This window comes from Rhodococcus sp. FH8 (assembly GCF_019266085.1).
GTDB classification, from domain to species: domain Bacteria; phylum Actinomycetota; class Actinomycetes; order Mycobacteriales; family Mycobacteriaceae; genus Rhodococcus_F; species Rhodococcus_F qingshengii.
This window is the reverse complement of sequence record NZ_LPNQ01000074.1, coordinates 117,716-130,402: the sequence shown is the minus strand read 5'-3', so window position 1 is coordinate 130,402 and position 12,687 is coordinate 117,716. Positions and strand designations below refer to the sequence as shown.

Below are 12,687 nucleotides of genomic sequence, written 5' to 3'. Positions count from 1 at the left end.
CGACGCCACATCTCCCAGATCGTGTTCTCTTGATCCACAGTGAACCCGAGCGCCCTGTTGCCCATCCATGCCTCCACGATCACGCATCATGTCACCAGCAGTGATGCGTTGACGTATTGAGAGCAAGATCGGAATTCGACACCTTCCTGAAGTTGACGTACGCCCAGCTCATGCTTGTCTGAAACTCGTGTCGTAAAACTATGTCGAAAAACCTTGAGTCTGGGTATTGTCGACAGATGTTGTTCGGTTACGCACGAGTCTCCAGTGCAGATCAGAATCCAGCTCACCAAGTCGACGCGTTGGCGCGGGCGGGCGTCGAGGTCGAGAACATTCATGTCGATCACGCCGGCGGCGCGAAGGCGTCACGGCCACAGTTAGATGCTGTTCTGCAGCGAATGCGCGACGGTGACACGCTGGTGATCACCCGCCTCGACAGGCTGGGCCGGTCGGTACTGCATCTGATCACGCTCGGTGCCGATCTGCGTGGGCGGGGGATCGGGGTGAAAGTCCTCGAGCAGGGAATCGATACCGCCACCGCCGAAGGTCGGGCGATGTTCGGGATGCTGTCGGTACTCGCGGAACTTCAGCGTGAGCTGATTGTGGCGAACACTCGGGACGGCTTGGCCGCTGCGCGGGCGCGCGGCAGAAAAGGCGGCCGTCCGCCGAAGCTCACCGACGATCAAATCGCACTCGCTCAGCGGCTGTACGACGCCGGAGAGAACACGGTCGCGCAGATTGCTGCGACGTTGAACGTGCCCCGCACGACCGTGTACGGCCATCTCAACAAGAACAAGTCAGCTTCGACCTCCACAGCGCATCCTCGCGGGGACGTTCCTGTGAATTCTGTTGTGCCCATGCGAGTGCCACGCACCTGCCCGACGTGTGGTTACGAGCCGAGTACGCGAGCGGAAGCCGCTCATCAACGCGGCGACCTGGCCGTTGCATGGCTCCATCCGGATGTCGACGATCCGAATGCGGTCGTCATCCGTTCGCACTGTCGCCATTGCGAACCCGAGCCACCCGCTTTCGACGTCGCGTGCGCCGTATGCGGCGACGGTCCAATTCTTGCCGACACCTTCGCACACGCCGCGACAGTCGAAGGTCTCCCGCTTCCTGTTCAACAGTGGCTGACTGCCAGTGGGTGGAATTTGACGCCCACCCTCCTGTGCCCGGACCACCGATGAAAGGCGGCGATATGGATTCATCAGTGAAAACCCAAGCGGACCTGCGTAAACGAATAGTGCACGGTTGGAATACCGACACTCCACCAGTCGAGCGAACAGTGTCCGCCGCCGAGCGGATGGAGGATGCATCGTGAGCGCCGCACTGCACTCCATCGCGGGCCTCACGAACCGCCAGCCCGGCGCAGACGTCGATGCCGTCGAGAAGAAACTGCGAGCCATGCTCGCAGCCCTCGATGATTCCCTCGCAGGGATCAGCGACGCCCGCGAAGCGCTCCGAGGTCTGTACTCGGGTCCCGCCGCATCGGATGCCGTCGAAACGTTCCTCGCGGGCGAAGTCGCGACCGAGGACATCACCACACACCTCGCCGACGCTGCCCGCAGTCTGCGCGCAGCCCTGGCAGTCATTCGCAGTCAGCAGCAGTTGACGACACCGCGACTCTGACATGGCCGATACCGGCCACCGAGCCACGAAGGTTGGAACAGTGACGCAGCCACCGGATGTACCCGAGGTGATCGACCTCGCAGGCCCCGACGCCGAGATCGACGACTACAGCATCGCGATGGACGTCGAAGCGCAGTTGTTGTGCTCGTTGCTCTGGGCGCCGGCCGATCGTGCCGCGGGCGCTACCGCAGCTCTGACACGCGCCGACTTCTACCGCCCCGTCCTCGCCGAACTCTTCACCGTCATCGCGGACCTCGTGACCGCAGGCAAACCGCACAACGGTGCCTACGTTCTCAGCACCCTGCAACAGGCAGGACGGACAGCCGGACAACGCGGCAAACAACTCACCACAGCATTGACCGACATCACCACCATCGGCATCCCCTCAGGCGAACTCGAACACTACGTCGGCGCAGTGCTCACCCAGGCGTACCGCCGAGGATTCCGCGCCGCCGCTCAATCACTGGCCCAAGCCGCCGACGAACTGCCCGAAGATCAACTGTTCGAGCACCTGCTCAGCATCGGCCGCGAACGCCGCACCGCATACGAGCGACTCAACACCATCCGCGGAGGCCAACTGTGAATGACTCAGACAAACGCGACCACGCGAACACCAAGCCAGGAGTGATCCGGCACAGCATCCTCGGTGTCATCGCACTCGCCGTCGCCGCCCTGGACTTCACCATCGGCACCAAACACGTGATCACCGCAGGCATCATCGCCCTCACCGTGTCCGTGTACAGCTTCACCAGAGCCGCCAGGCTCCGGACATCCACCACAAAGAGAGGCCGACCATGACGACCGAAAAAGACACCAGAAAACCCGGCTGGAAAGCGCACAGTGGTGTCGCACTGATCAGCGTCGCCGTAGGCATCGTCTTCCTCACCGGAGGAGAAACCATTTCCATCATCGCCGGAACAAGCCTTCTCGGACTCGGGATCTACCACTTCGTCGTAGCCCTGCGCCTCCGCCGAGACCTCAACCCACCCACCGACGAGAAAGGGCGACCATGAGCGACGACGAACACGACGACGAACACGATGCCTGGCAACTGCACCACCACGGAGCCAGCTGGGAAGACATCGGCACCGACATGGGATGCAGCCCCAGCACAGCGCAAACCCTCGCCGCCGCCTACGAGAAACGCACCGACAGCGCCGCAGCACAGACACAAAACACCCTGTTCTGACCCGACGAAGCTAGCAGCGCACTCTTCCCCGCTCGACCACTAGGAACCGCATTCCGAATCGCCTCGCGTGGCCGACATCGCGCGGATGGCTTCGTGAGTCAGTCGTCGACGCTCTCTTCCAACAGCGTGCGGAAACTGGCAGCCAGTCGAACAACTGTGTTCCCGTTGTCATGGTCGACCAAGCACACGCTTCCGTCCGCAGCGATCCAGATCGGATTCCCGGATCCGTCGTCAGCGAACACCACCCCGTCGATGAGGACACCGTATGCGTCACGCGCCCCAATGGTCAGCTCGATGCATGTCTCACGACCGATAAGTTCGGCGTTGTCCCATGCGTGCACTGACACGCCCACGAAGCATCCACCCCAACGTCCCACGAACTCGGTGAAGTCTTTGTCCGGGACGATGTCGAGCGCATGCAATCGCGCGTGAAGCTCGTCTGCCGGAATCGGACGACCGGGACCGTACAAGTCCACGGTCCGCTCGATGCGAGCGACCAACCCGTTTCCGAGAGCCATATTGGAAACTTACTACCGGCGCAGGACACTAGAAGCAAAGGCTCTCGCCGAAGTGCGTGCGACTCCCTCAACGAACACAGTTCATGACAAGTCGCCGCGCTCACGAGTTGACCGACTCCGGTCTCAGTGAATGGCCGGCAGAACAACGTCAGTCCGTCGAGACCGGCATGCGCATGACGGCGCGTACACGCTGGGCGCGACTCGGATGGGTGGGCGTCGGAATCCACATCCAACGCGTACCGAATCGCGCGAGCAAAGCAACGACCTTGTCCGGCGAGGTATGCACCGCTGCGAAACGGTCGGCAAAGAACTCTCCCTTCCAATCGAAAAACGGAGAGAACATCACTTGCAGCATGACACCGAAGACGAGGGCCGCAACGGCCGCGTACACCTGATCCGCATTGGCCGTGATCGCCGCATGGACGGCGATGGCGAGACCGGCCAACACCCCGACCGCGAAGGGTGTATTGCAAACGATCTGTGAGCGCCGCATCGTTGCGTCGAGCGTCGGATCGGCCCAGTGGCCCATCTCGTGGGCAGCCAACGCCTCGATCATGCCGTCGTCGAAAGCTGGGTCACCCAGATCGCCGACGATGCCGATCTGAATCTCGTTCTTGCCGGCCACGAACCGCCCGTGTGCGGAGAGCTTGTCGACGTATCGAATGCTGGGGGCCGGCCGTTGCGCCGGGACATCGCGGGCGATTCTTTCGATCGTTGCGGTGCACAAGTCTTTGCGCCGTTGAAGTTCCGCGTCATCCATCGGAGTTCGGTCTCTCGTCGAAGTCAGAAGAGCGTCGGTTCATCCGACGCCAGGAGTGCCAAGTCGACCGCGCGTTGATTCCAACCGCCGCGCACTGCCTCACGTAGTGCACGCGATCGGGCGGCGCGAGCTGCTTTGTCCGCGCCGTACCACTGAAAACTGGGACGACCGCCGCCGCGCCCTTTGGCACCCATCGTCGCGAGGTTCTCCGCTTGCGTTCCCGCGACAACGTGGGGACGACCTAACGCATCCGAGGCGCGAACACAGATCGGGTTGTCGCACACTTCGTGAAGAGCGTTGATATCCTCAGTCAGCGGCCGGCCGAGTTCGAGTGCGAGCGCATATCGGTGTGGCCGGACGACTCGTTGGCGACCGTTACGAGATATCCAAAAGCGTCCGTATCCGTCGTCTGCGATCGCGCCGGTCCAGATCCAGCATGACGGTCCCGGACCCTTGACGACGTATCGGGTGAACCGTTCGAGTTCGCGTCGACGAGACGGGTCGACGCTCAACGGTTCACGCATAACGCACTGCGGTCAAGACGCCGCAGAAATAGGTTCGGCAGAACCTAACGTATCCGGAGTCGACGATTCGACGATCGCAGCGGGCTTTTTGTCTTCCGACTTTTCACTCTTCTTCGGATCGGCTTCCTTCAGTTCTGCACGCGCAGACTTCAAGAGTCGATTGACCTCCGAGGGACTCAGCTCCGTCATGGTCGCGATCGAGGAAACCGTCTCGCCGCGTTCTTTCAATGCCAGGACTGCGCGCTGGCGATCGGACTCTGCCTCACGAATTTTGTCGGCGCTCTCACGGCGAAGTTTCTCGATCTTGAGAGTGAGATCGTCGCTGATCGTGGAGATCGACTGATCTGCTTGAAAGAAGCTGACCAGATCATCTTCGTTGAGCTTGACTCGCTTCTGCTCTTCCGCGAGACGAGCCGCACTCGCATTGCGTGCGCGGTCACGAGCACTGACAGCGGACTTCTTCGAGGTAGCCATATCGCAAGACTACTGCGAGATTCAACGCATTGCCAGAAATGAAGCAAAAACCAACCCATCAGTCTGCATTTTTCTCGACAGGCGCCAGTGTGAAACTCATTCGCGAGTCTCAATAGCGAACCCCTCTATTCCAAAGATTTACAACCATCACACCTCTTGCATTCAGGTCACGAAATGATAACGTCCGCTATGATTGCCTCATGATGTCGCTGCACAAGCTGACAGCCGGAGACGGGTACACGTACCTGACCCGGCAAGTCGCTGCGGCCGACGCCACCGAACGCGGACCGTCTTCCCTTGCGGACTACTACTCCTCGAAAGGTGAATCGCCAGGTCAGTGGATCGGATCAGGGCTGAGCGCACTCGACTCGATGACCCGTGGCGACCACGTATCCGAGGCGCAAATGAAGGCATTGTTCGGCGAAGGCCGGCACCCCGACGCCGATGCCATCGAGGCCCGAATCAGCGCCGCCGCGATCGCACGAGGACTCGAACCGGCCGCCGCCGCCGAGCAGGCATTGGCAGCCACGCGACTGGGGCAGCCGTACCGGATCTACGAAGGCGCGAGCGAGTTCCGGACCGCCGTCGCCAAGGAATTCTCCGAGTTCAACGTCGCGCGCGGCGAAGCCTGGAACACCGTGATCGACCCCGAGATCCGGTCCGAGATCCGCACCAAAGTTGCGAACCAGATGTTCGAGGCCGAGTTCGGTCGACCCGCACTCGACGACCGCGAAGTCAGCGGATTCGTCGCCAAGAACTCGCGGCCGAAGACCTCCGCCGTCGCGGGATACGACCTCACGTTCAGCCCTGTGAAGTCCGTCAGCACCCTCGCCGCCGTTGCCCCGCGCGAGCTGGCCGAGGCCATCATCGCCTGCCATGACGCTGCGGTGGCGGACGTGATCGCCCACCTCGAAAAGACTGCGATCTACACACGCTCGGGCACCAACGGAGTCCAGCAGCTCGACACCGAAGGGCTGATCGCAGCCGCCTTCAAGCACCGAGACTCCCGCGCCGGCGACCCCGATTTCCACACCCACGTCGCGATCTCCAACAAGGTCAAAGTGCGCGGCGAAGAGCGCTGGCTCGCACTCGACGGCCGCCCGCTCCACAAGGCAGCAGTCGCCGCATCCGAGATGTACAACTCCCGCCTCGAAGGACACCTTCGCGAGCGCTTGGGACTGCGGTTCGCCGAACGAGAAGGTACCGATCCCAGCAAGCGTCCCGTCCGCGAGATCGTCGGTGTCGACCCCGCACTGATGAAAGTCTGGTCCTCGCGCAGGGCCGCAATCGAGTCGCGTCGGGGTGAGCTCGCCGCGCAGTTCCAAGCCGACCACGGACGCGAACCCAGCTCCATCGAGGCGCTGGAGCTAGCGCAACAGGCCACCCTCGAGACCCGCGACGCAAAGCACGAACCTCGCTCGCTGGCCGAGCAGCGAGCAGCCTGGCGAGCAACCGCCCTGGAGGTTCTGGGCAGTGAACACGCGCTCTCGGAGATGATCCGAGTAGCCACCCATCCCCCACGTTCGAGCAGCCGCATTCGGACGAATCAACGGTGGATCGACCACTCGGCCGAAGCCGTCCTGGAGACCATTTCGGCGTCCCGCGCCCGGTGGCAGGAATGCCATGTACGCGCCGAAGCGGAACGCATTGCACGCTCGGCAAACCTCAGTCGACGCAAGATGGACAAGGTCGTCGACCGTATCGTCGCCGCCGCGCTCGGACCCGAGCGATCCGTATCGCTGGGTGTCGACGAGGGACTGTCGGACCCGGCAGAGCTATGCCGCGCGGACGGTTCGAGCGTGTACAGCACAGCCGGAACGACGATGTACACCTCCGAAGCAATCATGGCCGCCGAAGAGCGTCTGGTCGCCGCCTCGCAGCTGATGGACGGTCGCAGCGTCGACTCGTCCACCGTCGATATTGCGTTGCTCGAGCAAGCAGCGAACGACTTCGAACTCAACGCGGGACAGGCGAAACTCGTCCGAGAACTCGCTACCTCCGGCGCTCGACTCCAACTCGCGCTCGCTCCCGCCGGCACCGGTAAGACAACCGCAATGGCTGTCCTTGCGCGCTCCTGGGAAGCGGAAGGCGGCCGGGTTATCGGTCTTGCACCGACCGCAGCTGCCGCCGCCGCGCTCCGCAAGGACCTCGACGCGACTACCGACACCATGAACAAACTGACGCATGTTCTCGAAGAACTTGCGGCAGCGGCGACCAACCCGGATCAGGCCGTCGACGTACCCGAGTGGGTCCAGAACATCGACGACAGCACCCTGGTCGTCATCGACGAAGCAGGCATGGCCGGCACCGCCGACCTCGACGCTGTGGTCTCGCACATCCTCGCCAAGGGTGGCAGCGTCAGACTCGTCGGTGACGATCAACAGCTGGCCTCGGTCAGCTCCGGCGGCGCGTTGCGGGACATCGCGCAGACCAGCGGCGCGGTCACGCTCACCGACGTCGTGCGCTTCGCTGACGCTGCCGAAGGCTACGCATCGCTGGCCTTGCGTGACGGTGATCCGGCCGCGATCGGCTTCTACATCGACCATGGACGCGTCCACGTCGGAGACACCGTCGCCGCCGAAGACCTCGCCTACGCGGGATGGTCAGCGGACCGCGCCGCCGGTCTCGACGCCGTCATGCTTGCCCCGACCAGGGACATGGTCCGCAACCTCAACGAGCGCGCCCGAGCCGACCGACTCGCCCTCGACGGACGCCCGACCGGCCCCGAGGTGGCGCTCTCGGACGGCAGTTCCGCCTCGACCGGTGACATCATCACCACCCGCAAGAACAACCGTCGACTACGCACCAGCGCCACCGACTTCGTCCGCAACGGTGACCGCTGGACCGTCACCGACGTTCGCAGCGACGGAAGCCTGCACGTCACCCACCTCGCCTCCGGACGCAAGATCACCCTGCCTTCCGGATACGTCCGGAAGAACGTGCAACTCGGGTACGCCCGAACGATCCACGGCGCCCAGGGCATCACCGCCGACAGCTGCCACACCGTGGGCACCGGCGGAGAATCCCGCCAACTCGCCTACGTCGCACTGACCCGAGGAAAGCTCGACAACCACTTGTACCTGGCCACGGCCGGGGACGGTGACGAACACTCCGTCGTCACTCCGGACGGCATCACGCCACCGACGGCAGTGGACTTGTTCTCCCGCATTCTCGGTCGCGACGGTGCTCAAGAATCGGCCACCTCCGCTCAACGTCGACTCGAAGATCCGCACCTGCGTCTCGCCCACGCTGCCGCCGCTTACGACGACGCCGTCGGTACGGCCGCCGAACACCTACTCGGCAAGAGAGCGTTGCGCCGCATCGACAAGGCCGCCGAGAAACTCGTCGCCGGACTGTCCAGCGAACCGGCATACCCGGTACTGCGAAAGCATCTCGCGATCCTGGCCGCGAACGGTGCCGACCCGGTCCAGACTCTCGAATCCGCTGCCCGAAGCCGCGAACTCGACACCGCTCTCGACGTCGCCGCGGTCCTCGACTGGCGTCTGGACCCCAGCGGCGCTCACTCCGGCGGGTCCGGACCGTTGTCCTGGCTGCCCGCCGTCCCGGCGAGCTTGAGCACCCACAAGAAGTGGGGCACCTACCTCAACGCGCGAGCCGATCTCGTCTCCGAACTCGCCGCCGACGTGCGCACCCGCGCCGCCGACTACTCCCCCGACAGCACTCCCCTGTGGGCGCGTGGATTGCTCGACACCGACCGAGAACTCCTGTCCGATCTTGCGGTCTGGCGGGCAGCGCACGGTGTCGAAGACATCGACCTTCGACCCACCGGACCGGATCAGTTCGCGGTCGCGGACCGCCGCGCACAGACGGTGCTGCGCACCCGAGCCGCGACCGTGCTCGGAGATCCCGCCGCCGCCGCGAAGGTGTGGGAATCGCTGGCACACAAGGTCGAACCGCGACTGGTCAACGATCCCTACTGGCCTGTACTCGCCGAACAGCTCAGCGCCGCGCAAACAGCCGGCGTCGACGTTCCCTCCCTCGTGCGACTGGTCAGCGGCGACAAGCCGCTCCCCGACGAGATGCCCGCAGCAGCACTCTGGTGGAGACTTTCGCGTCACCTCGACACCACCGAAACGTCGAAGGACGCGACCGGTGGCCTGGAACCGGTCTGGACACCGCACCTTCGCGAACTGTTCGGTGAGAACGCGCAACGCGTCATCGACGACGCCGCGTGGCCGCAGCTGGTCGCAGCGATCAACGCCGCAGACCCCGAGCAGTGGAACGCCGCCGACCTCCTCACCGTCGCCCACGACCTGCTCGCAGAAGCGCACGCGGACGCACCGATGCCCGCCGATCACCTTGCCGCCGCACTCGCGCGGCGTGTCGAGGCAATCGTGGAAGCGTCGACCGCCTACTCGGCTGATGACCTACCGCCCGAGCCGCTCGATCTCGACGCCGAAGAAGCCGCCGCCGCAGCGGCCGGTTCCTACGAGACCTACTTCGACGACGCCGCCGCTCTCGCGGAATTCGACGCACAAGCACCGTCGTACGAGGACGCAGGAGAGCGCACCGAACCAGACTTCGACGACGCCGGCACCGCGTTTGGTGACGACTTCGGCTACTACCCAGGCGAGGAGACAGCAGCCGACCTGGAGTACGCGCCGGAGGACTTCGAGGTCGAGACGTGGACCGGCGACCCTGTCGTCGCCACCCGCTACAGCGATCTCGAACCCGCCGAACAGCTCGCTCGACTGCGCGACGACCTCGACGCTGCCCGCGAACACAAGGACGCCTTGTGGGCTGCGATGCTCGACGGAACCAGCGAACACCTGGTGGCGGTTCTGCCGATGATCGCAGAAATCCACAGCCGCGCCGACACCCAGCGCCCCTACGCCTCCGAGGCCGCCTACGCCCATCAACGCTGGGTGGATGCCTCCATACGCGCCGAAATCGGCGGCAACGAAGTCGCTCGACTCGGCACCGAATCCAGCGCCGCACGAGCAGAAGGAAACGACGACCTCGCCGCGGACCTGGACTCGCAGTTGGCGCTCGAACAGATCATCGCCAGCGCGGCAACCACCGAAGCCGAACGCGCCCACGCCGAATACGAACTCGCACAACAGGCTCTCGAAGACGCCGCCGGTGGTGTGACCCGAATTGTCACCTCGACCGACGCCGAGCAGGTCCGACTCATGGCCGGAGAACTCGACAACCTCGCCCTCAACGAGGCCCGCGCCACCTACCGTGCGCTCGAGAACCAGGTCTGGCGCGCAGAAATGCGCGCCGCCAAGGCTCTGGCTGACGACGCCGTCGACGCCCTGTACTCCCAGCCGCTGCCCCCCACGCGCGAGGCCACCAGCCCATCCACAGACAGCGCGCAAACATCGATGACGCCGACCGCGACCGCAGTCCTCGAACGCCCGAGCATGACCGACACGATCGAACGGTACGAGCTCGCCACCGGCCGCCAAGGCGACGCCTTCGCCCGAAGCGTCCTGCACACGGCCGTCCCCGAGGACCTCGCCCGAGCCCTCGAAAACTCCGACGACTGGAACCGAGTCGCCGCCATACTGTCCCGAGTCCAGAACACCGGCATCGACGCCCACACCGCCGCAGCATCCGCCGCGACGGCCACCGCCCGACGCTTCCCCCAGACCGTCATCGACTACGCCCGCAGTACACCGACCACCCCACGACTCGACACCGCAGACCTCCTGGCCCTCCCTCTGCCGCTCCCGGCCACACCGGAATCGGATGCCGACCTGGACCGCAGCATCCTGGACCTGCACGAACAGATCGAGCAGCAAGCACATGCCTTCGGTGAGACCGCGCTCGACGAACACCCCGCATGGCTGGACGCCGTCTCGGAAACATCGACGCCGCAGGCACGGACCGTCGTCGACGCCATCGCCACCTGGCGGCACCTCAACGACGTTCCGGACACCGAGGCGGAACCGTTGGCCGGCGCCCACGACGACGATCGCGCCGCCGCCCGTATCCGTGCCGCCCTGACCGCACTGAACACCCCCGACATCGCGGCCGAGATGAACGCCGACCCCGCACGCCAGCTCACCAACGCCGAGCTGACCGCACGGATCAAGAAGTCCCAGGTCCGCCAATCGACCACCCGCTCCGAACTCGCTGCCGCGAAAGCGCAACTGCTGCGAGCGGAAGAACAGCCCGCCACCACTCGCGCCCACGAGCACCTGCGCACCGTCGACCGCGACCTGACCGCCGTCGACCAGGCCGCACACGCGGAAACAGTCCGCACGGCCGCACACGCAGAACTCGCCCAAGCGCACACCGAACTGGCGGGACTGCAACGCACTCTCGACGAGACGAGCAAGCTCTCCCCCACCAGGCGGAGAATCGTCCAAGAACTCGCGGAACACGCCTCCACCGTCGACGCCGCCCGCGCAGCCGCCCGAGCAGCAGAGGCCGCATGGAGCACCGCCACCTCGCAGGCCCCGCCGCGAAATCAGTGGAACAAGCTGCGCGAAACCGCAGCCAACCAGCAAGCGATCCTCGACGCGGCCGAACGTGAAGACAACGTCGCACGAACCGCTGCACAAGCACGCGTGGCCACCGCACAACAGCAGGTCGAGACCACCGAGCAGACCGTCGACACCCTCACCGCGGAACAACACCGCCGGCGAACCCTCGACCCCGCCACCCAGAGCGCCGAGCAGCAATGGCGCATCACCAATCCGCCCACCCGCACCGCACCGCCCAAGAACACCCGCGGAGTGGACGCACCCGAAACCGCGCGCGATCACGGACAGGAAGGCCCGCAGCTATGACCGAGCCGATCGAAGAAGACCTCATTCGCGAGTTCACCGCGATGACACAGGCAGCGCAGCAGGCACTCATCCGCGCCTCGCGCCAGTCCGGCCGAATCCGAAGCAGGTCCACCCCAGCGGCTGTCTCCGCTCGAATCCCCACTCAACACCGCCGCCGCGCCACCCTCGCAGCGAAGTGGGCCGTCGCCAACTTCCGGCGAGACCGCAACCCTGACGCCGCCCGCACCGCCGACACCGAAGTTCGGAAAGAAGGGTTCCCGGTACCCGACCCGAACACCGCCGATCAGAAAGCTCTCGCGCAGGAGGCCCGCGAAGCCAACGCCCGAGCAGCCGAATCCGAGCAACGCGCTGCCGCAGCCGAGCAACGCGCCAAAGACACCAAAGCGGACTACGACCCGAACTTCGACACGTCACTGTCCGTGGCCGGCAAAGCAGTTGCCACGCTGGCGTTGGCCTATGCAGCAGCCGAAGCCGAACAGCATTTCGCCTCCGACCCGGAGACTGAAATCGGCGTCGACCAGGCAGCAGCATTGGACGCGCCCGCACCGGACACCGACTACGGTTTCGACCCCAACCAGGAACCGCCCGTCGACATCTACGACGTGCCACCAGATTTCGACGATGCGAGCGCTGTCTCGAATGCTCCCCAATCCGAGGTCATCGCCCTCGCGCACCCACGTGAGATCGGTGAACTACTCAACGCCGAACCCTCCACCAGACCCGACAGCGGCAGCGAGCCGGTCATGGTCCCGGAAATCGACCGTGGAGCAGAAGTCGAGATGTAGCTGAATAGCTCAACAGGCAGGGGGCGGAATCCAACAAGGACGCCGCCCCT

12 protein-coding genes are annotated in these 12,687 nt (G+C 64.6%); 8 read left to right on the top strand and 4 right to left on the bottom strand.

Translation table 11 applies throughout. The features are described 5' to 3' along the window. The first annotated feature begins 236 nt into the window (after positions 1–236). The 6 genes from ATN38_RS20365 to ATN38_RS20340 all read left to right on the top strand — a co-directional run bounded on the left by ATN38_RS20365 (position 237) and on the right by ATN38_RS20340 (position 2,815). A complete protein-coding gene (locus ATN38_RS20365; protein WP_218748530.1) occupies positions 237–1,184 on the top strand; it encodes a recombinase family protein in 948 nt (315 codons plus the stop codon). A gap of 130 nt (positions 1,185–1,314) precedes the next feature. Next, positions 1,315–1,626, top strand: a complete 312-nt coding sequence (locus ATN38_RS20360) for a hypothetical protein (RefSeq protein WP_218748529.1) — start codon at positions 1,315–1,317, stop codon at positions 1,624–1,626. Positions 1,627–1,666: 40 nt separating this feature from the next. Next, positions 1,667–2,209 carry a DnaB-like helicase N-terminal domain-containing protein gene (locus ATN38_RS20355; RefSeq protein WP_308256390.1) on the top strand — a complete coding sequence of 181 codons (543 nt, stop codon included), beginning with the start codon at positions 1,667–1,669 and terminating at the stop codon, positions 2,207–2,209. Beyond that, complete coding sequence (locus ATN38_RS20350; protein WP_218748553.1) at positions 2,206–2,424, top strand: hypothetical protein; 219 nt, start codon at positions 2,206–2,208, stop codon at positions 2,422–2,424. The genes ATN38_RS20355 and ATN38_RS20350 overlap by 4 nt, the downstream gene beginning before the upstream one ends. Then, positions 2,421–2,639 carry a hypothetical protein gene (locus tag ATN38_RS20345; RefSeq protein WP_218748526.1) on the top strand — a complete coding sequence of 73 codons (219 nt, stop codon included), beginning with the start codon at positions 2,421–2,423 and terminating at the stop codon, positions 2,637–2,639. The genes ATN38_RS20350 and ATN38_RS20345 overlap by 4 nt, the downstream gene beginning before the upstream one ends. Further along, positions 2,636–2,815 carry a hypothetical protein gene (locus tag ATN38_RS20340; RefSeq protein ID WP_030537237.1) on the top strand — a complete coding sequence of 60 codons (180 nt, stop codon included), beginning with the start codon at positions 2,636–2,638 and terminating at the stop codon, positions 2,813–2,815. The genes ATN38_RS20345 and ATN38_RS20340 overlap by 4 nt, the downstream gene beginning before the upstream one ends. A 98-nt stretch (positions 2,816–2,913) precedes the next feature. Here ATN38_RS20340 and ATN38_RS20335 read toward each other — a convergent pair whose 3' ends face one another. From ATN38_RS20335 to ATN38_RS20320, 4 genes are all read right to left on the bottom strand, one after another. Next, positions 2,914–3,333, bottom strand: a complete 420-nt coding sequence (locus ATN38_RS20335; protein ID WP_218748525.1) for an SMI1/KNR4 family protein — start codon at positions 3,331–3,333, stop codon at positions 2,914–2,916. Between the two features lie 148 nt (positions 3,334–3,481). Further along, positions 3,482–4,093, bottom strand: a complete 612-nt coding sequence (locus ATN38_RS20330) for a M48 family metalloprotease (RefSeq protein ID WP_218748524.1) — start codon at positions 4,091–4,093, stop codon at positions 3,482–3,484. A 23-nt stretch (positions 4,094–4,116) separates the two neighbouring features. Beyond that, the gene (locus ATN38_RS20325) at positions 4,117–4,617 is read right to left on the bottom strand and encodes a hypothetical protein (protein WP_218748523.1); all 501 of its coding nucleotides are present in this window, start codon (positions 4,615–4,617) and stop codon (positions 4,117–4,119) included. 12 nt (positions 4,618–4,629) lie between these two features. Further along, positions 4,630–5,091 (bottom strand): hypothetical protein, encoded by a 462-nt coding sequence (locus ATN38_RS20320; protein ID WP_218748522.1) that lies wholly within the window; start codon positions 5,089–5,091, stop codon positions 4,630–4,632. Positions 5,092–5,291: 200 nt separating this feature from the next. On the opposite strand from ATN38_RS20320, the gene mobF reads away from it, so the two are divergent. Beyond that, positions 5,292–11,852, top strand: a complete 6,561-nt coding sequence (mobF, locus tag ATN38_RS20315; RefSeq protein ID WP_218748520.1) for a MobF family relaxase — start codon at positions 5,292–5,294, stop codon at positions 11,850–11,852. Further along, positions 11,849–12,637, top strand: coding sequence for a hypothetical protein (locus ATN38_RS20310; RefSeq protein ID WP_218748518.1), 789 nt, complete (start codon positions 11,849–11,851; stop codon positions 12,635–12,637). The genes mobF and ATN38_RS20310 overlap by 4 nt, the downstream gene beginning before the upstream one ends. Positions 12,638–12,687 lie beyond the last annotated feature (50 nt).